The organism is Streptomyces sp. NPDC036984 (genome assembly GCF_055607665.1).
The window spans coordinates 45,515-69,257 of sequence record NZ_JBVJRL010000010.1 but is presented as its reverse complement, the minus strand read 5'-3'; the positions used below and the strand labels follow the sequence as shown (position 1 = coordinate 69,257).

Here is a 23,743-nt window from a genome sequence, read left to right as displayed (position 1 = left end):
CGCACCGCTTCCGCGACCGCCAGGAGACCTCCCACCATGCCCACCGCCGCCCCACCCCGCAGGTTCCTGATCATCGACTACAACCTCTCCCGCGTGGACGACGTACGGCACATGGCCGCCTACGCCCGCACCCGGCACGGCGCCGCGACCACCCTGGTCCGCCCCCAGCCGACCGAGACCGACGCCCGTATCTGCGACGAGGTGATCGATCTCGACCCGCTGGACCCGGACTTCGCGGCCGCCGGCGAGAAACTCCTCGGCTCACGCCGCACGGAGTTCGCCGCGGGCATCGTCTTCTCCGACAACGCCGTCCACAGCGGAGCGGAGCTGCTGCGCCGCCTCGGCCTGCCCGTCGACGCCCCCGACCCGGCGTCCGCCGCGTTCTGCAAGCTGACCTACCGCAGCGCCGAGACCCGCCACGCGGACCTGCTCGCCGCCCAGCGGATCCTGGTCCCGGACTTCGCCGAGGTCACTTCCCCGCGCACGCTGGCGGAGTTCGCGTCCCGCCACCCGGACGGCTTCGTCGTCAAGCCCGCCAAGGAGGGCAACAACCGGGGCGTCGTCCTGGTCCGCCCCGGCGACGACCCGGAGGCGGCGTTCGCCGAGGTGCGGCCGTATCTGTCCGGTGGCGCGCTGTGCGAGCAGCTGATCCCCTACGAGCGGGAGTTCTCCCACGACGGCCTCGGCGAACTCACGTTCCTCACCGAGAAGGTGACCGCCCCGGGCCGCTACCCCGTCGAGGTCGCCCAGGTGCTGCCCGCCCGGGTCAGCCCGGCCGGCCGGGCCACCCTGCTGCGCGCCGGCCGGATCGCGAACTGGCTCGTCGGCCAGTGCGACGGCCCCTTCCACAACGAGATCAAGCTGAGCCGGGACGACCGGCACGCCGCCGTCGTCGAACCCAACCGCCGCCCGGCCGGCATGAAGATCTGGTCCCTGGCCCACTGGGTGTACGGCATCGACCTGTACGAACGCTGGGTGGACACGGCGTTCGGGGCCCCCGCCCCGGCCGCACTGCCCGAACCGGCCCGGTCCGCGGCCACCGTGATGCTGGGTGTCGCCGCCGACCAGGACTTCGCCCCCGACGACGTGCGTCCGGGCGCCGACCCCTTCGCGGACGCGCTGGCCGCCACCCGCGCCCGGCACGGCCTCGCGGCCGACGAGCTGACCGCCGCCGAGTTCGGCTGGGTGTCCGCCGAGCGCCGCACCCTGCACGCCGTCGCCCGTGACAACGCCGATTTCGCCGCCCAGGGATGCGTCGTCCTGCACACCGACCGAGCCGACATCCGGGATGTCGTCCGCACCCTGCGCGAGCTGTGGCCCGCCGCGCTCGCCGCCGCCGTGCACACCCCCAACGCCGCCCTGCTGGAGGCCTGCTGATGCGCATTCTCATCCTGCACCGAGTGCCCTACCCCAAGATCGAGTACCACCGGGGCATCGACCACGACCGGCACGACGTCACCTACTTCGGCACGGCCGGCGCCCTCGCGACCCTGCCGGACGGCCTGCGCTGCGAGCGCGTCGAGCGCCCCGGCACATCAGACCCGTACGACGAGGCCGTGGCCTGGCTGGACGGGCTCGCCGAGCCGCCGCGCTTCGACCGGATCATCTCCATGTCGGAGTACGAGCTGCTCGACGCGGCCCGGCTGCGCGAGCGGCTCGGGGTGCCGGGCGCCCGGGTCGACCGGGTCCTGCTGGCCCGCGACAAGGTGCTGATGAAGCAGGCGGTGGAGAAGGCGGGGCTGCGCGTCCCGCGGTTCCTGCCGCTGCCGGCGTTCCTGGCCGCGGACGGCAAGGCCGGGTGGACCGGGCCGACGGTGCTGAAGCCGCACCGCGGCGCCTCCAGCGTCGACGTCATCGTCTTCGGCAGCGCCGAGGAGGCGTACACGTCCGTGTCCGGCCGCCGCTCCGGCGTCGCCGAACTGGACGGGGAGGAGCAGACCGAGGTCGCCGGGAACTTCGAGGTCGAGGAGTTCGTCTCCGGCCCGGTGCTGCACTTCGACGGCCTGGTGGAGGACGGCCGGGTGCTCGCCCTGACCGCCAGCGAGTACCTCGGCACCTGTCTGGCGTACGCGCAGGGCATCCCCATGGGCTCCTTCCAGATCGACGTCGCCGACGGGATCGCCGCCTGGGTGGACGACGTGCTGCGGGCCGTCCGGATCGAGGAGGGCAGCTTCCACCTGGAGGGGATCCGGGACGACGGCGGCACCGGCGAGCTGGTGTTCCTGGAGGTCGGCAACCGGGTCGGCGGCGCCGACGTGGCCGCCACCTTCGAGCTGCGCACCGGCGTCCACCTGCCCTCCTGGGAGCTGCGCGTGCTGCTCGGCGAGAAGGTCGCCGGACAGCTTCCCGCCGCGCCCCCGCAGGCCGGGTACTACGGCTGGTTCGTGCACCCCGGCCACCACCTCGCCCCCGGCACCTTCGAGGGCTTCGAGGGAGCCGAGCCCTTCCGCACCGACCCGCGGGCCCTGACCTGGCAGGAACTGGAGCCCGGCGCCCCGCTGCCCGGCCATGTCACCTACGGCGCCTACGAGACCCCGCTGGCCGGGATCGCCCAGGCCGCCTCGCCCGCGGAGACCCGGAACTTCATGGCCGGGCTTTTCCAGGCCCTGCGGCTGCGCACGTCGGCACCCCAGGACACGCAGGAAGCACAGGGAGTACAGGCATGACCGGGCTGCGCTTCCACTGGGGATCCGCCCTGGACAGCGGCCAGCAGAAGTCCACCGAGAAGTACCGCTCCGACGTCCTCGACCTGGCCGGCGCGCTGGACTTCACCAGGGAGGCGGACGAGCTGGGTGTGGAGTCCCTGCTCATGGCGCAGAGTTACAGCCTGCCCGATCCGCTGCCGCTGATCGGCGCGATGGTCCACGAGACCAGCCGCGTCCGGTTCATCCTGGCCTACCGGCCGGGCCTGCTCTCGCCCACCCTCTTCACCCAGATCGTGAACTCGGTCTCCTGGATGTCCGAGGGCCGCATCGCCCTGAACCTGGTCGCCGGCATCTCTCCCGTGGAGCAGGCCTACTACGGTGACTTCCTCGCCCACGACGAGCGCTACGCGCGCGCGGGCGAGTTCCTCGACGTCCTGCACCGCCTCTGGCGCGGCGAGACCCCGCTGACGTACGAGGGCGCCCACTACCGCCTGAAGGACGCCCAGCTGGGCCTCGGCTTCCACGGCGGCGGCCGGCCCGAGATCTACATCAGCGGCGCCTCCGAGGTGGCCCGGCAGACCGCCCTCACCTACGGCGACTGCTGGTTCCGGTACGCCGACACGCCCGCCGCGATCAGTGAGCTGACCGGGCCGTTCCGGGAGGCGGGCCGCGAGGTGGGCCTGCGCATGCAGGTGCTGGCCCGTCCCACCCGCGAGGAGGCACTGGCGGACCTCGCCGAGGTGATGCGCGACACCGACGAGAACCACCGCGAGTTCGTCGCCAGGTTCGTGGCCGCCGCCGACTCGCAGGCGGTGCACACCTCCTTCCGCCTCGCCGAACAGTCCGAGAACGGCTGGCTCTCCCCCATGATCTACTCGGGCGCGGTCGCCTACCGCGGCGGTCCCGCACTGTGCCTGGTCGGCTCCTACGACGAGGTCGCCGACCATCTCATGGAGTACAAGGCGGCCGGCGTCAGCCAGTTCATCTTCTCGGGCTGGCCGGCCCGGGACGAGATGCGGCGGTTCTTCACCGGGGTGCTGCCGCTGGTCCGGCAGCGCGAGGCGGCTCTCGACGGCACGCCGGCGGGCACCGGGGTGGCGGCCCGGTGACCGGATACCGCGGCCGCCGGTTCCTGTTCGGCACGGGTGTGCTGGCCGGCCTGCTGGCCGAGCAGCTCGTGCTGTTCGCCGTACCACTGCTCATCTACCAGGAGACCGGCGAGGTCTCCACGCTCGGCACGTCCTTCGCGCTCGAGTGGCTGCCCGCCCTGATGGCCTACCCGTTCGCCGGTCTGCTGGCCGACCGGGACGGCGGCACCCGGCTGTTCTCCCGCGCCAACGGCGCCCGCAGCGTGGTCCTGCTGTGCACCCTCACCCTGTGCATGGTCGTGCCCTCGTGGACCGTCGGGCTGCTCATGGCCAACGGGGCGCTGCTCGCGACGGTGATGCCGGCCGTGCGCATGTCGGTGGAGAAGGTGGTGCCGCAGCTCGCGCAGGGCGACGATCTGCCGCGCACCCAGGCGCTGTTCCAGAACATGGAGCTGCTCGCCACCGCGCTCGGCCCCGGTCTGGCGGTGGTCGCGGCCACCGCGCTCGGCAAGCTGTGGCTGCTGGCTCTGGCCGCGGGCCTGTTCGCGACCGGCTCGGCCTGCTGGCTCGGCCTGCCCCGGCTGAAGCCCGCCACCACCGGCGGCACCGACGTCCGGGCGATCTTCGGCGACCTCGGGCTGGGCTTCCGGCTGCTGGTCACGAACCGGCCGGTGGTGCTGCTGGCCGGGCTGAACTTCATCATCAACCTGGCCTTCGCGACCATGCTCAGTGCGAACGCCGCCGTCGTCACCGGCGAGCTGGACGCGCCGGAGTCGGCCTTCGCCCTGCTGAACACCCTGGTCGGAATCGCCGGCATGGCCAACCTGGCGCTCACACCGCGCCTGGTGCGCCGGTTCGGCCTCTCCCCGCTGGGCGCCGCCGGCTACGCCACGCAGTGCGTCGCCCTGCTCGTCCTGGGCTTCGCGCCGTCCTTCCCCCTCTACGCCGCCGCGTTCGTCGTGGGCATGGTCGGGGTCGCCTACTTCAACGTCTACAACCGCACCGAGCGGGTGAAGATCATCCCGGGTGAGCACCTGGGCAAGGTGATGGGGCCGTTCTTCCTTCTCGGGCTCAGCTCCTACCCCATCGGCGGCCTGCTCACCGGCACGCTCGGTCCGGTGATCGGCCCGCAGCGGCTGGTGGCGGCCCTGGCGGTGCTGCTCGCGGCGGTGGGCGCGATCGCCGTACCGCTGACGATCCGCAGCTTCCGCCGGGCACTGGCGGAGAAGGAGCGGGCGGAGACGGAGGCGGCGGAGAAGGCGCGCGCGGAGGCGGAGGCTCTCGGAGCTCCCGGGAGGGTGATTCCCGGGGCGGAGATTCCCGCGGCGGCGGGTTCGGAGGCGGCCACGGCGGCCACGGTCACCGATGCGGCTCCCGTCGCCGAAGGCGCCGGCGGTGCCGCGCGTGCCGACCGTGCCGACGAGCCCTCGCCCGGGGCCGCCGCGGCTCCCGAGACACTCGCGGACCCGGCGGACCTCGGTGACGGCGAGGAACCCCCGGCCGCCCAGACACATGAGCCCGCTCGGACCTCCCAGGATTCCCCGGGCTCCCCGGGCTCCCCGGACACCCCGGACACCCCGGATCGTAAGGAGAACTCACGTGACCGCGCTCCTCGACAGCACGCTCCCGTCCCCGCAGGAGGCACCCCCGGTGGAGGCGAAGACCTTCCGTGAGGCGATGTCGCTGCTCGCCGCCCCGCTGTCCGTCATCACGACCCGGGACGCGGCGGGCCGCCCCTGGGGCTTCACCGCCAGCTCGGTGACCTCGGCCTCGCTGCGGCCCCCGCTGCTCCTGGTCGGCCTCTCCGACACGTCCAGCTGCCGCGACGCGTTCTCCGCCGCCCGCGAGTTCGTCGTCAACCTGCTCGGCGAGGAACACACCGACATCGCGCGGACCTTCGCGACCAGCGGCGTGGACCGGTTCGCCGCGCACGAGTTCGAGAGCTGGCCCGGCACTGCACTGCCCCGGCTGCCCGGCGCGCACGCCGCGCTGCGCTGCCGGCTCGCCGACCGTATCCCGGTCGGCGACCACCAGCTGCTGGTCGGAGAGCTGACCGGTCTGCACACCGGCCGACCGGGCCGGCCGCTGCTGTGGCACGCCCGGGACTACCGCACGACCACGCCGACCGGATCCGTACCGACCGGATCCGTACCGACCGGATCCGCGCCGGCGGGGCCGTCCGCCACCGCAGGAGGTTCCCGATGACCGCCCTTCCCGAGGCGGCCGCCGAGCCGGTAGCACCGGTGACACCCGCGATGATCCCCGGCGTGGTCGACGGCACGGTCACCACCTCGACCGACGCGGAGGGCAACGTCTCCTTCCACATCGCGGTCGGTGACGCCCCCGGCGGCGCGTACGTGGAGTTCATCCTCACCGGCGAGCACGCCGGCCGGCTGGGCGCGGCGCTGCTCGGCGCGGCGGCCCGGCCCGACGTCCTCGTCCCCTGCTCGGTCGGCATCCGTACGGCCCCCGGCCACGGAGCGAGATGACCCACGCGACCCTCACCGGCGAGGTGCACGTCTGGTACGGCCGGGTGGGGGCGACCGGGGTGCTGGAGGACCTCGCGCTGCTGTCCCGGGAAGAGAAACTGCGATGCGCGCGGATCGCCGACCCGCTCCGGCGCCGCCGCCTCATCGGACTCCACGCCGACGCCCGCCGGATCCTGGCCCGGTACGTGCCGATCGCACCGGAGCACCTCCATCTCGTGTGGGACACGGACGGCAACCGGAGCGCCCGGCTGCTCGGCTGCTCCGAACGGGCCCGGTGTCCGGCCGGTGCCGTCGTCCCCTGTCTCGCGGAACCGCTGATCGTGGCGACAGCGCTGTGCGCCCACCGCTGGGCGATCGCGTCGGCGTCCCACGGTCCCCTCGCCCTGGCCATGGCGGCCCCACCGCCCGCCGGACCGGCACCGCTGGTGCCACGCCCCGCCGACTCCGAGACGCCGGACCGGCTCCGTGACCGGGTACGGCTCGAAGCCACGGTCCGCGCCTCCGGCCATCCGCTCCCGGCGGGCCCGGCCACCGCGGTGTACGACCTCCCACCGCACGGCACCGCGCTCACCGCCCTGGCCTGCGCCCACGACACACCGGCCGTCGCGGTCCGCTGCCACGACGTGCCCTGACCGGGACCGCGCCGGGCCAGGACCAGCCGGATCAGAGACCCGACCGGACCGAAACGGACCGGCCCCGGTCAGCGGCCGGGTGCCGGGCGCCCCAGTACCCGGTCCTTCAGTACCGGGAACTGCTCCCGGACCGCGGCCACCTTGCCCGGGTCGAAGTCGACCGTGAGGACCTCCTCGCCGGGGCCGGCCTCGGCGAGCACCTCGCCCCACGGATCCACCACGATCGAGTGACCCGCCTGCGGAACTCCGGCGTGGGTGCCGGACGTTCCACACGCGAGCACGAACGCCTGGTTCTCCACCGCCCGCGCCTGAGCCAGCAGCGTCCAGTGCCCGCGTCGCCGCTCGGGCCAGCCCGCCGGGAGCACCAGCACCTCGGCGCCGGCGTCGACGAGTCCACGGAAGAGTTCGGGGAAGCGGAGGTCGTAGCAGGTGGCCACGCCCACCGTGGTTCCGGGCAGCCGGACCGTCACCAGCTCCCGGCCCGCACCCATCAGCACGGCCTCGCCCTTGTCGAAGCCGAAGCGGTGGATCTTGCGGTAGGACGCGGCCAGTTCACCGGAGGGGGAGAAAATGAGAGAGGTGTTGTAGAGGGGGCCTTCAGGGTCGCGTTCCGGGATGGAGCCGGCGTGCAGCCACACCCCCGCGTCGCTCGCCGCCTTGGCCATCGCCTCGTACGTCGGCCCTTCGAGCGGCTCGGCCTCCCGGCCGAACTCCTGGTAGGCGAAGGCGCCGGTGGTCCACAGTTCGGGCAGCACGACGAGGTCGGCACCGCTCTGCTCCCGCACCAGCGCGGCCACGCGCCGGCGCCGGGAGTCGACCGGTTCGTCCTCGTCCACGGCGATCTGAATCAGCGAGGCGCGCACACTACCACCGTCCTGGCATTCGAGTCGTCCACACGGGCCTACGATCGTCACACGAAAGCACTGCCGGGGTGCCTTTCAGCAGCGTAACTTAGCCTCTCAAGACACCCGCCGCCGTGCAGCGCCGCCCGCCGGGAACGCCGCCAGAACCTGCCCGTGTACCGACCGCCGAGGGGTCCCGTTCCGTGAGTCTGCATCCCACCCTCCAGCCCTACGCCGACGCCTGGACGCACTCCATCGACGCGATATCCGAGATGGCGCAGTCGCTCGTCGAGGGCGAGTGGAACCGGCGGACTCCCTGCCCCGGCTGGTCGGTGCGGGACATCGTGTCCCATGTCATCGGCCTGGACTGCGAGATGCTCGGCGACCCGCGCCCCATCCACTCCCTGCCGCGCGACCTGTTCCACGTCGCCACCGAGCACCAGCGCTACATGGAGATGCAGGTCGACGTCCGCCGCCACCACACGGCGCCGGAGATGACGGCCGAGCTGGAGTACACGGTCATCCGCCGCAACCGCCAGCTGCGCAACGAGTCCCGCGACCCCGGCACCCCGGTGCGCGGCCCGCTGGGCACGGAGGTCACCCTGGAACACGCCTACCGGATGCGGGCGTTCGACGTGTGGGTGCACGAGCAGGATCTGCGCACGGCCCTCGGCCGCCCCGGCAACCTGGACTCGCCGGGCGCGTACGTCACCCGGGACGTCCTCCTGGACGTACTGCCCAAGGTCGTCGCGCATGACGCGAACGCCCCGCGCAGCTCGGCGATCGTGTTCGACGTGCACGGCCCCGTGGAGTTCCTGCGCACCGTCCGCGTCGACATCCAGGGCCGCGGCACCCTGGAAACCACCCCCGCCCTCGGCCCCGCCGCCACCCTCAGCCTGGACTGGGAGACCTACGTCCGCCTGGCCTGCGGCCGGGTCACCCCCGAGGCGGTGGGGGACCGGGTCAAGACGGAGGGCGATCAGGATCTGGCGGCGGCGATCCTGCGCAACTTCGCGGTGACGCCGTAACCGAACGGACCGCTTCGGCGCCAAGTCCCTTTCTCCGTCCGGTACTTCCCTGCGCCCCTGCGGAATATCGGCATGCCCCGGGCCGCTGTCAGCGGTTACCGTCCCGGCATGACCATGGAATCCACCTCGGCCGCGGCGCCGCCCCGGCTCAGTCGGCTCACTTTTCACGGCCCCCTCTCCGAGGAGCGGGCGACGGCCCTGGTCCGGCGGCTAGCCGGGGAACGGCCCGGCAGCGTGCTGGACATCGGCTGCGGCTGGGGCGAGCTGCTGCTCCGCGTGCTGGACGCCGTACCGGAGGCCCGCGGAGTCGGTGTCGACGTGAACGAGGAGGACCTGGCCCGGGGCCGGCGGAACGCCGCGGCGCGCGGGCTCGCGGACCGGGTGGAGTTCGTGGCGGAGTCGGCCCTGCAGACCCGGCGCGGGCCCGCCGACCTGGTGCTGTGTCTGGGCGCGAGCCAGGCACTGAGCACGGCCGAGCCGCCCACCGCGCAGGCGCTGCACGAGCTGCGCCGGCTGGTCACCGACGGCGGTCGGGTGCTGCTGGGCGAGGGTTTCTGGGAGCGGACGCCCACGGAGGCCGAGCTGGCGGGCATGTGGCCGGGCGCGTCCGCCGACGACCAATGCGACCTGGGCACGCTGCTCGATCTCGCCGTGGCGGCGGGTTTCCGGCCGGAGTGGACGGAGACCGCGAGCCTCGCCGAGTGGGAGGAGTTCGAGTCGGCGTACCAGGCGGACAAGGAGATCTGGCTGGCCCGGAACCCCGGCCATCCCCTGGCCGCCGAGACCCGGGCCGCCCTGGACCGGCACCGCCGCCAGTGGATGTCCTACCGGGGCGTCCTGGGCCTGGCGTACCTCACGCTGGTACCGGTGACCTCACCCTCACACCGGTGACCTCACGCTGGTACCGGCGACCTCACCCTCGTACCGGCGACGTCACGCTCGTACCGGCCACCTCACCCTCACACCGGTGACCTCACCCTCGTAGCGGCGAGTTCGCCGGAGCACGCGGCAACAAGCCGCCCACGAGGGACAGCCGCCGACGGCGAGCACTCCCACGGGTTGTCCGGCCTCTCAGCCGAGAGAGACGGGTGGCGCGTGGGTGGGCGAACTCTCACGCCGCAGGCACATGCACCGTCTCCACCCGGCTGGCCACCAACCGCTCCCGCTCCCGGCGCGCCGCCCGCCCCCGCAGCCGCAGGATCTGGCCGACCCCGAACGCCTGGAGCACGAACACGGCGCTGAACGCCACGGTGTAGTCGTCGCCGGTCGCGTCCAGCAGCACGCCGATCGCGAAGAGCGTCGTCATGGAGGCGACGAAGCCACCCATGTTGGTGATGCCGGAGGCCGTGCCCTGGCGCTCGGGCGGGTTGGCCGGCCGGGCGAAGTCGAAGCCGATCATCGAGGCGGGCCCGCACCCGCCGAGCACCGCGCACAGCACCACCAGCAGCCAGATCGGCGCGTGCTCCCCCGGGTACGCCAGCGTCGCCGCCCACAGCAGCGCGGTCGCGCCCACCGTGCCCAGCGCCAGCGGCAGCCGCGCCGCATGATGCCGGGCGACGATCTGGCCGTAGACCAGGCCGATCACCATGTTGGACACGACGACCAGGGTGAGCAGCTCACCGGCCGTGCCGCGGCTGAGCCCCTGCGCCTGGACCAGGAACGGCAGGCCCCACAGCAGCAGGAACACCATCGCCGGGAACTGGGTGGTGAAGTGCACCCACAGGCCCAGCCGGGTACCCGGCTCCCGCCAGGCCGCGGCGATCTGCCGGCGGACGTAGGCCGCGCCCTGGTGCGGGGACGGCTCCGGCTCCTGCCCCTCGGGGTGGTCCTTCAGGAACAGCAGGACCAGGGCGAGGACGACCGCGCCCGCCAGCGCGCTGCCCGCGAACGCCGGGGTCCAGCCGAGGCCGTGCAGCAGCCGGGACAGGACGAGGGTGGAGACCAGGTTGCCCGCCATGCCGACCAGGCCCGCGAGCTGCGCGACCAGCGGCCCGCGCCGGGCCGGGAACCAACGGGTGCCCAGCCGCAGCACGCTGATGAAGGTCATCGCATCGCCGCAGCCCAGCAGCGCCCGGGAGGCGAGCGCGGTGCCGTAGGAGGGGGAGAAGGCGAAGCCCAGCTGTCCGGCGGTGAAGAGGACCGCCCCGATGCTCAACACCCGCTTGGTGCCGAGGCGGTCCACCAGCAGGCCGACGGGTATCTGCATGCCCGCGTAGACCAGCAGCTGGAGGATGGAGAACGTCGAGAGGGCGGAGGCGCCCACGTGGAAGCGGTCGGCCGCGTCGAGGCCGGCCACCCCCAGCGACGTACGGAAGATGACGGCGACGAAGTAGACGGCCACACCGATGGACCACACGGCGACGGCCCGGCGTCCGCCCGCCGGATCCCCCGGAAGGGTGGCGTTGCGCTCCGGGCCGCTCATCGGACCTCACCCCGCGCGAGGTGTGAGAACCAGCTCACATGCCGGTGCACGACCTCGACGGCCGCGTCCGCGTCCCCGGCGCGCAGCGCGTCCAGGATCTCCTCGTGCTCGACGAGCGTCTTGGCGATCCGGTCGGGGTGTGAGTGCATGACGGCGACGCCCATCCGCAGCTGCCGGTCGCGCAGTTGGTCGTAGAGCCGGGAGAGGATCTCGTTGCCCCCGCTGCGCACGATCTCGGCGTGGAAGCAGCGGTCGGTGACCGCTGCGGCGGCCAGGTCACCGGCGGCGGCCTGCGCCTTCTGCCGCTCCAGCAACTCGGCCAGCCGCTCCAGCAGGCCCGGCGGGGCGGGTACGGCCTTGCGGGCCGCGTGCTCCTCCACCAGCAGCCTGGTCTCCACCACGTCGGCGATCTCCTGCGCGGAGACCGGCAGGACCAGGGCGCCCTTCTTCGGGTAGAGCCGGATCAGGCCCTCGACCTCCAGCCGCAGCAGCGCCTCCCGGACGGGCGTGCGCGAGACCCCGACGGCCTCGGCCAGCTCGCCCTCGGTGAGCAGGATGCCGCCCTCGTAACGGCGGTCGAGCACACCCTGCTTGACGTGGGCGTACACGCGGTCGGCGGCGGGAGGCGGCTTGAGGGGCTGGGGGGTGGACTGCTCGACGGCCGTGATCATGCCGACAGGATAGATACAACACGTACGCAAGGGACAGGATCGTCCATCATGCGGACGTGGGGGAAGCCCCCTTCCAGCGACCCCACAACCTTCTGTGCTACTTACGTGTCACACATGTGCGGCCCCTCCCCGTGCCACCTCAACTGGGCCGCACTTTTGGGGCATTCAAGACATTCGAGGTACATCACGTTGATTACCGGCATTACGGGCACCCACCTCCGCAGAGCCGCCGCCGTCGCCGTCACCTCCGGCGCGCTGCTCGCCACCGGTGCCCTCACCGCAGCGCCCGCACAGGCCGTCACCACGCCCTCGATCGTGGCCAAGGGCGGGTATGTGATGAACAACGCAGGCGGCTCGACGCTGTACACCAAGGCGGCCGACACCAAGCGGTCCACCGGCTCGACCACCAAGATCATGACCGCCAAGGTCGTGCTCGCGCAGTCGAACCTCAACCTCGACGCCAAGGTCACGATCAAGAAGATCTACAGCGACTACGTCGTCAAGAACAACGCCTCCCAGGCGCACCTGATCGTCGGCGACAAGGTCACCGTCCGCCAGCTGCTGTACGGCCTGATGCTGCCGTCCGGCTGCGACGCCGCCTACGCGCTCGCCGACAAGTTCGGCTCGGGCTCCACCACCTCCGCGCGCGTGAAGTCCTTCATCGGCAAGATGAACACCGCCGCCAAGAACCTGAACCTGACGAACACCCACTTCGACTCGTTCGACGGCATCGGAAACGGCTCCAACTACTCGACGCCGCGCGACCTGACGAAGATCGCCAGCAGCGCGATGAAGAACTCCACGTTCCGCACGATCGTCAAGACGAAGACGTACACCGCGAAGACGATCACCAAGACGGGCAGCACCCGCACGATGAACCCGTGGAAGAACACCAACGGGCTCCTCAGCAGCTACAGCGGCACCATCGGTGTGAAGACCGGTTCCGGCCCGGAGGCCAAGTACTGCCTGGTCTTCGCCGCGACCCGGAACGGCAAGACGGTCATCGGCACGGTCCTCGCCTCCTCCTCCATCACCCAGCGCGAGACGGACGCGAAGAAGCTCCTCAACTACGGTTTCGCCAAGCTCGGCTGACACCCAGCACTAAATCACGGGCCCGTCGCGAACAGCGACGGGCCCGTTCCGTTGCACACAAGGCCCTTGTGCTGCTGGGGTATTGGCGAACTTTCCCACGCAATCGTGAATATTGCCGTTGCGGTTGGCATATTCGATTTCCTCCGCCCTACGTTCCGCAGCGGAGGTGGTTCACATGAACGAACCCAAGAAGCAGTCGGGCTCCGCAGCCCGGCGCGAGGCGATCGACATCAGCGACTTCGTGTACGCGGCGACCGGAGCCCGCGTCCGCCGACTGACGATGCCGGACGGAAGCCACTGGTTCCCGGCGGTGGATGTCTGCAAGGAGCTGGGGCACAGCAACTCGCGGCAGGCACTCGCCGACCATGTGCCCGGACAGCACCGAGAGACTCTCGAGACCGTAACTGGAGCTTACGGTCTCAGCATTCCCGCAGGTAGAGAGTGGCGCCGAGACCTGAACATCATCTCTCTGCAAGGTCTCATCCTGCTGGTCAACGCCTGCACCAAGCCGGCCTGCATGCCCTTCAAACAGTGGGCCGCCGAGGTGATCGAGACGGTCCAGAGGGAGGGCTCTTACACCCTCCAAGAGGCCGAGGTGCAGCCGGCCGAGCCGGGCGCGCCCATCGCGTACGCCATGCCCGAGCAGGTCGCGGAAGCCATCGTCCGGCTTGAGGCGCACAACCTTCAGCTGGACGAGCAGATGGCCGGCGGGCAGCGCGAATCGATCGAGCTGCAAAAGGAAATGCTGGCCGTCCAGACGGAGACGCTGGCCGTCCAGAAGGAATCGCTGGCGATGCAGAAGGCCACACTCGCCGTGGACCAGGCCATGGTCCGGGCCCTGGAACGCATCGGGGACCGACTCGACGCACTCGTCCTCGAACGCCGGGCGCCCAGCGGCCCCGTCATCGGACACATTCGTTGACGCGGTGCACGGCCTGAAAGAGAGGGGGCGGTCGCAAGCCGAATTTGCGGCCGCCCCATCTTGTCTCCGACGTTACCCTCCGAAGACCGTCACGCCCAGGTGATCAACCTCTTCGGCTGTTCCAGAATCGCCGCGACGTCCGCCAGAACCTTGGAGCCCAGTTCGCCGTCGACCAGGCGGTGGTCGAAGCTCAGGGCCAGGGTGGTGACCTGACGCGGCTTCACCTTGCCCTTGTGCACCCACGGCTGGAGCTTGATCGCGCCGACCGCGAGAATCGCCGACTCGCCGGGGTTGAGGATCGGCGTACCGGTGTCCACGCCGAAGACGCCGACGTTGGTGATGGTCACCGTGCCGCCCTGCATCGCCGCGGGCGAGGTCTTGCCCTCGCGGGCCGTCGACACCAGCTCGCCCAGCGCCTCGGCCAGCTGCGGGAGCGTCTTGTCGTGCGCGTCCTTGATGTTCGGGACGATCAGGCCCCGGGGGGTGGCGGCCGCGATGCCCAGGTTGACGTAGTGCTTGAGCACGATCTCCTGAGCGGCCTCGTCCCAGGACGCGTTGACCTCGGGGTTGCGCTTGATGGCGACCAGCAGGGCCTTGGCGATCAGGAGCAGCGGGTTCACCCGCAGGCCCTGCATGTCCTTGTCCTGCTTCAGCTCCTCGACGAGCTTCATCGTGCGGGTCACGTCCACCGTCACGAACTCGGTGACGTGCGGTGCCGTGAACGCCGAGCCGACCATCGCCTGCGCGGTGGCCTTGCGGACGCCCTTGACCGGGACACGGGTCTCGCGCGCGGTGTCGTACGACGCCACGGGCGTCGGGGCCGCGGGGGCGGCCGTGACCGGGGCCACCGGCTCGGCCACCTGGGGCGTGGCCGCCGCGTGGACGTCCTCGCGGGTGATGATGCCGTCGGGGCCGGAGGGGATGATCGCGGCCAGGTCGACGCCCAGGTCCTTGGCCAGCTTGCGCACCGGCGGCTTGGCCAGCGGGCGGGACTTCTCGGCGACCGCGCCACCGTGGCCGTTCAGCTCGGTCTGGATCGCCTGGGCCGGCGCCGGGACGGTCACCTCGGGACCCTTGCGCGGCCGGCGGCGGGTGGAGGAAGTCGCCACGCCATAGCCGACGAGGACCGGCTGGCGCCCCTCGGTCTTCGGCTCCTCCTTCACCTCCTCCTTCGGCTGCGCGGGCTGTGCCGAGGGCTGCTCGGCGGGGGCCTCCGGCGCGGCAGCGCCGGCCAGGGCCACCGCAATGATGGGCGTGCCCACGTCCACCGTGGTGCCCTCGGGGAAGTGCAGTTCGCGGACCACGCCGTCGTAGGGGATGGGGAGTTCCACCGCCGCCTTGGCGGTCTCCACCTCGCAGACCACCTGGCCGTCGGTGACCGTGTCACCCGGCTTGACGTACCACTTGAGGATTTCCGCCTCGGTGAGTCCCTCGCCCACGTCGGGCATCTTGAACACGCGTACGGACGCTTCCGTCATCGTCGTCACGACCCTCTCCTCAGTACGCCAGCGAGCGGTCGACGGCGTCGAGCACGCGGTCCAGGTCCGGCAGGTACGCCTCCTCCAGGCGCGCCGGCGGGTACGGGGCGTGGTAGCCGCCGACCCGCAGGACCGGTGCCTCCAGGTGGTAGAAGCAGCGCTCGGTGATCCGGGCGGCGATCTCCGCGCCGGAGCCGAAGAAGACCGGCGCCTCGTGCACCACGACCAGGCGGCGGGTCTTCTCCACCGAGGCCTGGACCGAGTCGAAGTCCAGCGGGGACACCGTGCGCAGGTCCAGGACCTCGAGGGACTTGCCCTCCTCGGCGGCGGCCGTCGCGGCCTCCAGGCAGAGCTTCACCATCGGGCCGTAGGCGGCCAGGGTGAGGTCGGTGCCCTCGCGGACGACCTGGGCCTTGTGCAGCGGGGCCGGGATGGCCTCGAAGTCGACCTCGGCCTTGTCCCAGTAGCGCCGCTTGGGCTCGAAGTAGATCACCGGGTCGTTGCTCTGGATGGCCTGCTGCATCATCCAGTACGCGTCGGCGGCGTTGGACGGGCTGACGATCTTCAGGCCGGCCACATGCGCGAACAGCGCCTCGGGGGACTCGGAGTGGTGCTCGACCGCGCCGATGCCGCCGCCGTAGGGGATACGGATCACGACCGGCAGCTTGACCTTGCCCAGCGAGCGGGCGTGCATCTTGGCGAGCTGGGTGACGATCTGGTCGTAGGCCGGGAAGACGAAGCCGTCGAACTGGATCTCCACCACCGGGCGGTAGCCGCGCAGGGCCAGGCCGATCGCGGTGCCGACGATGCCGGACTCGGCGAGCGGGGTGTCGAAGACCCTGCTCTCGCCGAAGTCCTTCTGGAGGCCGTCCGTCACCCGGAAGACGCCGCCGAGCCTGCCGACGTCCTCGCCCATGATCAGCACCTTGGGGTCGGCGTCGAGGGCGCGGCGCAGCGACTCGTTGATGGCCTTGGCCATCGCCATCTTCTCTGCCATGTCAGTGACCCCCTTCGGCGTCCGCGAACGTCGCCTGGTAGGCGGCGAACCGGGCGCGCTCCTCGTCGACGAGCGCGTGCCCGTCCGCGTACACGTTCTCGAAGATGGCGAAATGGTCCGGGTCGGGCATGGCGCGGACCGCTTCGCGCACTCGTTTACCCAACGCCTCGGACTCGGCCTCGAGTTCCGCGAAGAATCCCTCGTCCGCGTGGTTTGAGACCTCCAGGTGCCGGCGGAGGCGCAGGATCGGATCCTTCGCCTCCCAGGCCAGCCGCTCCTCCTCGCCCCGGTAGCGGGTGGGGTCGTCGGAGGTGGTGTGGGCGCCCATGCGGTAGGTGAAGGCCTCGACCAGGGTCGGGCCCTCGCCGCTGCGGGCCCGCTCCAGCGCCCACCGGGTGACCGCGAGGCAGGCCAGCACGTCGTTGCCGTCGACGCGGACGCCGGGGAAGCCGAAGCCGTGGGCGCGCTGGTAGAGCGGCACGCGGCTCTGGCGCTCGGTCGGCTCGGAGATCGCCCACTGGTTGTTCTGGCAGAAGAACACCACCGGCGCGTTGTGGACCGCGGAGAAGGTGAACGCCTCCGCCACGTCGCCCTGGCTGGAGGCGCCGTCGCCGAAGTAGGCGATGACGGCGGAGTCCCCGCCGTCCCGGGCCACGCCCATGGCGTAGCCGGTGGCGTGCAGCGTCTGGGAGCCGATGACGATCGTGTAGAGGTGGAAGTTGTTGCTGTTCGGGTCCCAGCCGCCGTTGTTCACGCCGCGGAACATGCCGAGCAGGTTGGTCGGGTCGACCCCGCGGCACCAGGCGACACCGTGTTCGCGGTAGGTCGGGAAGACGTAGTCGTCGTCGCGCAGGGCCCGGCCCGAGCCGATCTGGGCGGCCTCCTGGCCCAGCAGGGAGGCCCACAGACCCAGCTCGCCCTGGCGCTGGAGCGCGGTGGCCTCGGCGTCGAAGCGGCGGGTGAGCACCATGTCGCGGTACAGGCCGCGCAGCTCGTCGGGGGTGATGCCGGCGACGTAGGCGTCGTACTCGGCGTTCTTGACCCGCTTGCCCTCCGGCGTCAGAAGCTGCACCAGTCCGGGCTCGGTGTTCTTCTTCGCGGTGCTGCGGGTGCTGCGGGTGGTGCGCTTGGTGCCGGTGGCTCCGGTCGTGTCGCCGGTCGTGCCGGCCTTGCTGCCGGTGGTGCCGGCCTTGCCTGCGGCGTTGCGCCGCGGTTTGCGCGCGGCACTGCTCTCCACGCTCACGTGTGCTCCTCCGTCGTTCCGGCCCCCGGGGTTGCCGGTAGGCCAGTGCGGCTCACCTGTTTCGACCACCGGGCACGGGGTGGGTGCCACTCGGCCGGGTACAGGCGTGACAGGTGCCCCGGCGAGCGCCCTGCAACCATTACGTTACCCAGTGCTCCACATTTCTGTGAAACCCCGTTTGACCTGCGATTTTGCTTGGATTTCCAAGTAAATCGAGGGTCGTGGGAAAGCGTGCTGGTCACAGCCTTGCGGCGGTCCGGAGCAATCGCACGTTATCCCGGGCACCCAGGTCACGGGAAGAGTTTGCGTGTGAGACCGAGCCCGTGCGCGAAGAGGGAAGAATCAGGGTATTTCTTCTCATGACCACGAAGTCGTCCGCCGCGGCGTCCCCGAGATGCTCTCCGTCGAACCGGACGTCGAGGTGGCCGGGCGAGGCCGGCACGGCGACGGAGGTCCTGGTGTGAATTCCCGAACTGATCGGCGAGGGGCCGGCCAATCGCCAGATCGTGCACGGCCGCGTCCGACCGAAAAGACGATCAAGAATTACGCCCCCGGCCTGCTCGCGAAACTCGGCATGCAGCGGTGTTCCCGGGCGCCGGCATATGTCGCCCGCATGCAGGCGGAAAAGCCCATGGAGTGACCGAAAGCGACCGACGGCGACTGCCTGTGACAAGCCCCAGCTCACAGGGGCTGCGCGTGCCCTAACATCTGGCGCGTGCCGCGCTCATGTGTACCACCCCTCGTGCCCCATGCGCCCCCTCTGGGTGCCTTGCTCCGCCTGTACGCCGCGGGTACCGCCCTCACCTGTGAGCCGGTCGACCAGGGCTTGCTCAACCGCGGCTACCGCCTGTGCACCACCCGCGGCCGCTACTTCCTCAAGCACCACTTCGATCCGGACACCGCCGACCCGGCCGCCATCGAGCGCCGGCACCGGGCCACCCAGCGCCTGGCCGACCTCGGCGTCCCGGTCGCCCCGCCGCTCGCCCACCGCGAGGGCCGCACGGTCGCCGTCGTCGGCGGCCACGCCTACGCGCTGCACCCCTGGATCGACGGCAGGCACCGCCACGGCGGCCAGCTCACCCGCGGGGAGAGCGCCCGCCTGGGGGCCCTTCTGGGCGCCGTACACGCCTGTCTGGAGCGGGTGATGCCGCCCAAGGGGCGCACGCGCCCGGCGACCAGCCCGCACCCCGTGGAGAGCGCCGACCCGGCCGACACCTTCGCCCTCATCGACGACCTGCTCGCCCATGTGCGCCGGCACCGCCCCGCCGACGCCTTCGACGAACTCGCCCGGCACCGGCTGCTGGAGCGCCGGGCGCTGCTGGAGCAGCACGCGGACCGGCGCCCGCCGCGCGGCGGCTCGGTGGGCTGGGTGCACGGCGACTTCCACCCGTTCAACCTGCTCTACAAGGACGACGCCCCGGCCGCGATCGTGGACTGGGACCGGCTCGGCGTGCAGCCGCGCGCGGAGGAGGCCGTACGCGCCGCCGTGATCTTCTTCGTACGGCCCGGCGGCACGCTGGACCTGCCGAAAGTGCGCGCCTACGCGCGCGCGTACCGGCGCGCGGCCGGCGCCGCGCCCTCGGAGCTGGCGGCGGCCGTGCACCGGGTGTGGTGGGAGCGGCTGAACGACTTCTGGATGCTGCGCTGGCACTACGAGCGCGGCGACACGCGTGCGGACTGCCAGTTCCCGGCCGCGTCCGCGCTCGCGGTGTGGTGGACGCGCGAATACGACGCGGTGTGCGACGCGTTCGTGCGCTGAACGCCCGGCGTCACCTCAGGGTGACACCGTCCCGGTCACCGGGGGTGTCCTTCAACCGGTGGTCTCGCCCGTGCCGCCGTCCGTCGTGGTCCCGGCGTCGGTGGTGCCGCCGTCCGTGGTCCCGGCGTCGGTGGTGCCGCCGTCCGTGGTCCCGCCGTCCGTGGTCCCGTCCGTGGTGCCGCCGTCGTCCGTGCCGCCGTCCGCCGGGTCCGTGGGCTGCGACTGCGAGGGCTCCGGGTCCGACGGCTCGCCGCTCGGGCTGGAACTGGCCGACTGGGGCTGGCTGTACGACGGCGTGGTCGCCGGCGGCCAGCCGGAGCCGGTGCCCGTGTCCGAACCGGTGTCGGTGGATGTGTCGGTGGGCTGGCCGGTGTCCTCGTCGGACGGGCTCGCGGAGGGCGACGTGCCCTTCGTGCTCTTGGAGTGGGTGGTCGTCGGCTTGGTGTCGGTGCCGTTGCCGCCGTTGCCGCTCGTGCCCTTGAGCGCCAGCGCCACGCCCGCCGCGATCGCGATGACCGCGAGGACGGCGACGATCCACAGCTTGCCGCGGCCACTGCCCTTGTTGCCGTGGCCCTCGAAGCCGCCGTCGTCGCCGCTGCCGTAGCCCGTGGGCAGGATCGGCTGCGGGATCTGCGAGGTGCCGCCCTCGTGGGGATGCGGCATGACGGTCGTCCCGGCGAAGCCGCTCGCCGGGGTGTGCCGGCCGTCGTGCGTCTCCACCGGGCCGGTGTTCCAGGTGCCGGTGTGGCCACCCTGGTCGTAGAGCATCTGGATGCCGTACTGGATCAGGCCGCGCATCTCCTCGGCCGTCTGGAACCGGTCGTCGGGCTCCTTGGCGAGGGAGCGCATGACCAGGCCGTCCAGCTCCGGCGGGCAACCGTCGGAGACCTCCGAGGGCGGGGTCGGGATGTCCTGCACGTGCTGGTAGACCACCGAGAGCGGGGTCTCACCGGTGAACGGCGGCCGCAGCGCGAGGAGTTCGTACAGCAGGCAGCCGGTCGCGTACAGGTCGGAGCGGTGGTCGACGGCCTTGCCGAGCGCCTGCTCCGGGGAGAGGTACTGCGGGGTGCCCATGACCATGCCGGTCTGCGTCATCGTCGTGGACGCGCCGTGCAGGGCACGGGCGATGCCGAAGTCCATCACCTTGACCGCACCGGTGTGGGTGATGATGACATTCGCCGGCTTGATGTCACGGTGCACGATGCCATGCTGGTGCGAGTAGGCGAGCGCCTCCAGGACGCCGGAGACGATGATCAGGGCCTGCTCGGGGCCCGGCGCCTCGGCGTTCATCAGCAGGTCGCGGATGGTGCGGCCCTCGACCAACTCCATGACGATGTACGGCACCGCCTGGCCGCCCACCTGGTCCTCGCCGGAGTCGTACACGGCGACGATCGCGTGGTGGTTGAGGCCGGCGACCGACTGCGCCTCGCGGGTGAAACGGGCCTTGGAGACCGGGTCCTCGGCCAGGTCGGCACGGAGCAGCTTGACCGCGACCGTGCGGCCCAGGCGGACGTCCTCGGCCGCGAACACCTCGGCCATGCCACCGCGGCCCAGCCGGTGCGTGAGCCGGTACCGACCGTCGCCCACGAGCCCGCCGTTCCCCCACATCTCCGGCGCGTCCGACATGCCGCCGCCGCCAGACGCCTCGGGGTCGGACGGGCCCTGAGAGCGCTGCGTCTGTGCCATCAGTCCTCGCCGTCGTTTCTGCCCGCGGTGCGCGCGGTGTTGTTACGGTCTCCGTCGGCCACGCTACAGCCTCCGTGGGGGCCACCGGTTCGGAACGGGACCGGGACCGGCTGGAGACGGACCGGTCATGAAACCTCTAGCACGCGCTGTCGTGCAAATTCTGTGTGCCGGGCGTAGGCCCCCTGTAACGCTTGCGCGACGCTTCTTGCGCGTACGGTCACGGAACGGGCACCGAGCTTGACGTGTCCGTGCCCTGGGGCAGACTTGGCCGGGAATGAGAGATTCGATCAAGGCCTGTTCGCTGGATGACGGCGCCGGACGGCCAGTGGGGGACGCGGAGAGATGAGCCAGGACGGCGCACACGGCCGGTACGCGGGGCAGGCGCTGGCCGGAGGCCGCTACCAACTGCGCGACTTGCTGGGCGAGGGCGGTATGGCCTCGGTGCACCTGGCGTACGACGCCGTGCTGGACCGCCAGGTAGCGATCAAGACGCTGCACACCGAACTCGGCCGGGAACAGGCCTTCCGCGAGCGCTTCCGCCGCGAGGCGCAGTCCGTGGCCAAGCTCACGCACACCAACATCGTCTCCGTCTTCGACACCGGCGAGGACGATCTGGGCGGCATGGCGATGCCGTACATCGTCATGGAGTACGTCGAGGGCCGGCCGCTGGGCTCGGTCCTGGAGGAGGACATCCGGCAGTACGGCGCGATGCCCGCCGACAAGGCGCTGAAGGTCACCGCCGATGTGCTCGCCGCCCTGGAGATCAGCCACGAGATGGGGCTGGTCCACCGCGACATCAAGCCGGGCAACGTGATGGTGACCAAGCGTGGCGTGGTCAAGGTCATGGACTTCGGCATCGCCCGCGCCATGCAGTCCGGCGTCACCTCGATGACGCAGACCGGCATGGTCGTCGGCACCCCCCAGTACCTCTCGCCCGAGCAGGCCCTCGGCCGTGGCGTGGACGCCCGCTCGGACCTGTACTCGGTCGGGATCATGCTGTTCCAGCTGGTCACCGGGCGGCTGCCGTTCGACGCGGACTCGCCGCTGGCGATCGCGTACGCGCATGTGCAGGAGGAGCCGGTGGCGCCCTCCTCCATCAACCGTTCGCTGCCGCCCGCGGTGGACGCGCTGATCGCCCGCGCGCTGAAGAAGAACCCGAACGAGCGCTTCCCGACCGCCGAGTCCATGCGCGCCGAGTGCCTGCGCGTCGCGGCCTCCTTCCAGGCGGCCGCGCCGAGCATCGTGCCGGGCGCCGGGCCGGTGCAGAGCGGCTCGGGTGTCGGCTCCGCGGTGTTCCCGCCGGTCGACGGGGCGACCCCGGCGCCGCACGGGCAGGTGCAGACGCCGTACCAGCCCCAGCCGACCCCCGCCCCGACCCCGGCCCCGACCCCGACCCCGCCGCCGAACCCGTACGGCACCCCGCCGCCGGCCCCGTCCTACGGCTACCCGCAGCAGGGCGGCTACCAGACGCCTCCGGTGGGCTACGGCCCGCAGACCCCCGCCCCGACCCCACAGCCGTACACGGTCTCGCAGCCGGCCGGGCGGCCCGCGGGCGGTGGCCCGAAGAAGAAGCGGCCGGTGGTCATCGCCTCGGTCGCGGTGGCGGCCGTCGTGGCCGTCGGGCTGGTCGTCGCGCTGACGCTGAAGAACGCCGGCGAGGACATCAAGGGCGGCGGCGGCGGATCGAGCGCCTCGGCGTCCGCGTCCCACCGGCCGGGCTACCGCGGCCCGGACACCTCCCGGCGCATCGAGAAGGACAAGTGCACGGATCCGCAGGAGTCGTACAGCGACCCGGACAAGGTCGAGCTGCCCGACTTCCGCTACAAGGACATCGGCTCCGTGAAGGAGTGCCTCCAGGCCGCGGGCTGGAAGTGGAACATCAAGGACGAGGACGACAACACCTGGGGCGACGGGACCGTCCTGAACCAGTTCCCCGCCCAGGGCACCGACGTCGACCCGGACGACGTGGGCAGCATCGAGCTGAGCGTGTCGACGGGCAATCCGCCGCAGTGATGCGGACGGGGATGTGAGAGGGGCCCGGCGGTCGTCCGCCGGGCCCCTTTGTCCGTAAGTGGCGAGTTACAGGTACGGTCCGCCCGAGCGGCCGCCCGTGCGGGGGTCGTCGCCGGCCTCGGGGCCCGAGACGCCCGGCGGGAGCGCGCGGCGCATCGACTCCAGTTGGGCCCGCGCGGCCATCTGCTGGGCGAACAGCGTCGTCTGGATCCCGTGGAAGAGGCCCTCCAGCCAGCCCACCAACTGTGCCTGCGCGATGCGCAGCTCCGCGTCGCTCGGCGTCGCCTCGTCGGTGAACGGCAGGGAGAGCCGCTCCAGTTCCTCGACCAGCTCCGGGGCCAGGCCGTCCTCCAGCTCCTTGACCGAGCTGGCGTGGATCTCCTTCAGCCGCACCCGGCTGGCCTCGTCGAGGGGAGCCGCGCGCACCTCCTCCAGAAGCTGCTTGATCATGCTGCCGATCCGCATGACCTTGGCCGGCTGTTCCACCTGCTCCGTCACCGGGGTCTCACGGGAGTCCTCGTCCCCGCCGCCGCCGAGCGCCATCCCGTCCTGGCCCACGACGAGGATCTGGGGATTCTCCGGCGACCGTTCGTTCCTCGGCATCTCCATGCCGCCATTCTCTCGCACGCCACCACCTCATCACCGTGGTGCCCCCTTGTGGGGCTGATCCACCGTTTAGACCCGTCGGCGCAATCCGGAATGCCCCATTAGTCAGCCAATGTGAGGCTTATCCCCG

20 protein-coding genes and 2 pseudogenes are annotated in these 23,743 nt (G+C 71.6%); 14 read left to right on the top strand and 8 right to left on the bottom strand.

From position 1 onward, the window contains the following. Positions 1 to 36: 36 nt before the first annotated feature. From ACZ7DL_RS19785 to ACZ7DL_RS19755, 7 genes are read left to right on the top strand one after another with little or no spacing between them, the layout of a single operon-like run. On the top strand, positions 37 to 1,377 hold the full coding sequence (locus ACZ7DL_RS19785) for an ATP-grasp domain-containing protein (protein ID WP_470775458.1): 1,341 nt from the start codon (positions 37 to 39) through the stop codon (positions 1,375 to 1,377). Next, the gene (locus tag ACZ7DL_RS19780; RefSeq protein ID WP_470775457.1) at positions 1,377 to 2,666 is read left to right on the top strand and encodes an ATP-grasp domain-containing protein; all 1,290 of its coding nucleotides are present in this window, start codon (positions 1,377 to 1,379) and stop codon (positions 2,664 to 2,666) included. The genes ACZ7DL_RS19785 and ACZ7DL_RS19780 overlap by 1 nt, the downstream gene beginning before the upstream one ends. Beyond that, positions 2,663 to 3,754 carry an LLM class flavin-dependent oxidoreductase gene (locus ACZ7DL_RS19775; protein ID WP_470775456.1) on the top strand — a complete coding sequence of 364 codons (1,092 nt, stop codon included), beginning with the start codon at positions 2,663 to 2,665 and terminating at the stop codon, positions 3,752 to 3,754. Before ACZ7DL_RS19780 ends, ACZ7DL_RS19775 begins: the two co-directional genes overlap by 4 nt. After that, positions 3,751 to 5,406, top strand: coding sequence for an MFS transporter (locus ACZ7DL_RS19770; protein WP_470775455.1), 1,656 nt, complete (start codon positions 3,751 to 3,753; stop codon positions 5,404 to 5,406). The genes ACZ7DL_RS19775 and ACZ7DL_RS19770 overlap by 4 nt, the downstream gene beginning before the upstream one ends. Continuing rightward, positions 5,333 to 5,938: a flavin reductase family protein gene (locus ACZ7DL_RS19765; protein WP_470775454.1), complete on the top strand. Its 606-nt coding sequence runs from the start codon at positions 5,333 to 5,335 to the stop codon at positions 5,936 to 5,938. The genes ACZ7DL_RS19770 and ACZ7DL_RS19765 overlap by 74 nt, the downstream gene beginning before the upstream one ends. Continuing rightward, positions 5,935 to 6,222, top strand: a complete 288-nt coding sequence (locus tag ACZ7DL_RS19760; RefSeq protein ID WP_470775453.1) for a hypothetical protein — start codon at positions 5,935 to 5,937, stop codon at positions 6,220 to 6,222. Before ACZ7DL_RS19765 ends, ACZ7DL_RS19760 begins: the two co-directional genes overlap by 4 nt. After that, positions 6,219 to 6,854 carry a 4'-phosphopantetheinyl transferase family protein gene (locus ACZ7DL_RS19755; RefSeq protein ID WP_470775452.1) on the top strand — a complete coding sequence of 212 codons (636 nt, stop codon included), beginning with the start codon at positions 6,219 to 6,221 and terminating at the stop codon, positions 6,852 to 6,854. The genes ACZ7DL_RS19760 and ACZ7DL_RS19755 overlap by 4 nt, the downstream gene beginning before the upstream one ends. Before the next feature lie 68 nt (positions 6,855 to 6,922). On the opposite strand, the gene ACZ7DL_RS19750 is transcribed toward ACZ7DL_RS19755, so the two are convergent. Beyond that, positions 6,923 to 7,717: a carbon-nitrogen family hydrolase gene (locus ACZ7DL_RS19750; protein ID WP_470775451.1), complete on the bottom strand. Its 795-nt coding sequence runs from the start codon at positions 7,715 to 7,717 to the stop codon at positions 6,923 to 6,925. Positions 7,718 to 7,899: 182 nt separating this feature from the next. On the opposite strand from ACZ7DL_RS19750, the gene ACZ7DL_RS19745 reads away from it, so the two are divergent. Both ACZ7DL_RS19745 and ACZ7DL_RS19740 read left to right on the top strand, forming a co-directional pair. After that, the gene (locus ACZ7DL_RS19745) at positions 7,900 to 8,724 is read left to right on the top strand and encodes a maleylpyruvate isomerase family mycothiol-dependent enzyme (RefSeq protein WP_470775450.1); all 825 of its coding nucleotides are present in this window, start codon (positions 7,900 to 7,902) and stop codon (positions 8,722 to 8,724) included. Between the two features lie 114 nt (positions 8,725 to 8,838). Then, positions 8,839 to 9,615: an SAM-dependent methyltransferase gene (locus tag ACZ7DL_RS19740; RefSeq protein ID WP_470775773.1), complete on the top strand. Its 777-nt coding sequence runs from the start codon at positions 8,839 to 8,841 to the stop codon at positions 9,613 to 9,615. Between the two features lie 220 nt (positions 9,616 to 9,835). Here the strand turns inward: ACZ7DL_RS19740 and ACZ7DL_RS19735 are convergent, their stop codons facing one another. After that, the gene (locus tag ACZ7DL_RS19735; protein WP_470775449.1) at positions 9,836 to 11,146 is read right to left on the bottom strand and encodes an MFS transporter; all 1,311 of its coding nucleotides are present in this window, start codon (positions 11,144 to 11,146) and stop codon (positions 9,836 to 9,838) included. Beyond that, positions 11,143 to 11,817, bottom strand: a complete 675-nt coding sequence (locus ACZ7DL_RS19730; protein WP_470775448.1) for a GntR family transcriptional regulator — start codon at positions 11,815 to 11,817, stop codon at positions 11,143 to 11,145. Before ACZ7DL_RS19730 ends, ACZ7DL_RS19735 begins: the two co-directional genes overlap by 4 nt. A gap of 189 nt (positions 11,818 to 12,006) precedes the next feature. Here ACZ7DL_RS19730 and ACZ7DL_RS19725 point away from each other — a divergent pair, with 189 nt between their 5' ends. Together ACZ7DL_RS19725 and ACZ7DL_RS19720 are read left to right on the top strand one after the other, a co-directional pair. Beyond that, positions 12,007 to 12,909: a D-alanyl-D-alanine carboxypeptidase family protein gene (locus ACZ7DL_RS19725; protein WP_470775447.1), complete on the top strand. Its 903-nt coding sequence runs from the start codon at positions 12,007 to 12,009 to the stop codon at positions 12,907 to 12,909. A 175-nt stretch (positions 12,910 to 13,084) separates the two neighbouring features. After that, positions 13,085 to 13,804 (top strand): annotated as a pseudogene (locus ACZ7DL_RS19720) (BRO-N domain-containing protein); the annotation flags it as partial. 116 nt (positions 13,805 to 13,920) lie between these two features. Here the strand turns inward: ACZ7DL_RS19720 and ACZ7DL_RS19715 are convergent. From ACZ7DL_RS19715 to pdhA, 3 genes are read right to left on the bottom strand one after another with little or no spacing between them, the layout of a single operon-like run. Then, a complete protein-coding gene (locus tag ACZ7DL_RS19715) occupies positions 13,921 to 15,318 on the bottom strand; it encodes a dihydrolipoamide acetyltransferase family protein (protein ID WP_470775446.1) in 1,398 nt (465 codons plus the stop codon). A 10-nt stretch (positions 15,319 to 15,328) separates the two neighbouring features. Further along, positions 15,329 to 16,306, bottom strand: coding sequence for an alpha-ketoacid dehydrogenase subunit beta (locus ACZ7DL_RS19710; protein ID WP_470775445.1), 978 nt, complete (start codon positions 16,304 to 16,306; stop codon positions 15,329 to 15,331). Between the two features lies 1 nt (position 16,307). Next, positions 16,308 to 17,549 (bottom strand): pyruvate dehydrogenase (acetyl-transferring) E1 component subunit alpha, encoded by a 1,242-nt coding sequence (gene pdhA, locus ACZ7DL_RS19705; RefSeq protein WP_470775444.1) that lies wholly within the window; start codon positions 17,547 to 17,549, stop codon positions 16,308 to 16,310. Between the two features lie 323 nt (positions 17,550 to 17,872). Here pdhA and ACZ7DL_RS19700 point away from each other — a divergent pair. Together ACZ7DL_RS19700 and ACZ7DL_RS19695 are read left to right on the top strand one after the other, a co-directional pair. Further along, positions 17,873 to 18,010, top strand: a pseudogene (locus ACZ7DL_RS19700) (DNA-binding response regulator); the annotation flags it as partial. A 281-nt stretch (positions 18,011 to 18,291) separates the two neighbouring features. Beyond that, complete coding sequence (locus ACZ7DL_RS19695; protein WP_470775443.1) at positions 18,292 to 19,308, top strand: phosphotransferase; 1,017 nt, start codon at positions 18,292 to 18,294, stop codon at positions 19,306 to 19,308. 51 nt (positions 19,309 to 19,359) lie between these two features. On the opposite strand, the gene ACZ7DL_RS19690 is transcribed toward ACZ7DL_RS19695, so the two are convergent. Further along, the gene (locus tag ACZ7DL_RS19690) at positions 19,360 to 20,994 is read right to left on the bottom strand and encodes a protein kinase domain-containing protein (protein ID WP_470775442.1); all 1,635 of its coding nucleotides are present in this window, start codon (positions 20,992 to 20,994) and stop codon (positions 19,360 to 19,362) included. Between the two features lie 342 nt (positions 20,995 to 21,336). On the opposite strand from ACZ7DL_RS19690, the gene ACZ7DL_RS19685 reads away from it, so the two are divergent. Then, entirely contained in the window at positions 21,337 to 23,007 is a 1,671-nt protein-coding gene (locus ACZ7DL_RS19685) for a protein kinase domain-containing protein (RefSeq protein WP_470775441.1), read from the top strand. A gap of 66 nt (positions 23,008 to 23,073) precedes the next feature. On the opposite strand, the gene ACZ7DL_RS19680 is transcribed toward ACZ7DL_RS19685, so the two are convergent. Further along, a complete protein-coding gene (locus ACZ7DL_RS19680; protein WP_470775440.1) occupies positions 23,074 to 23,616 on the bottom strand; it encodes a bacterial proteasome activator family protein in 543 nt (180 codons plus the stop codon). Positions 23,617 to 23,743: the final 127 nt, after the last annotated feature.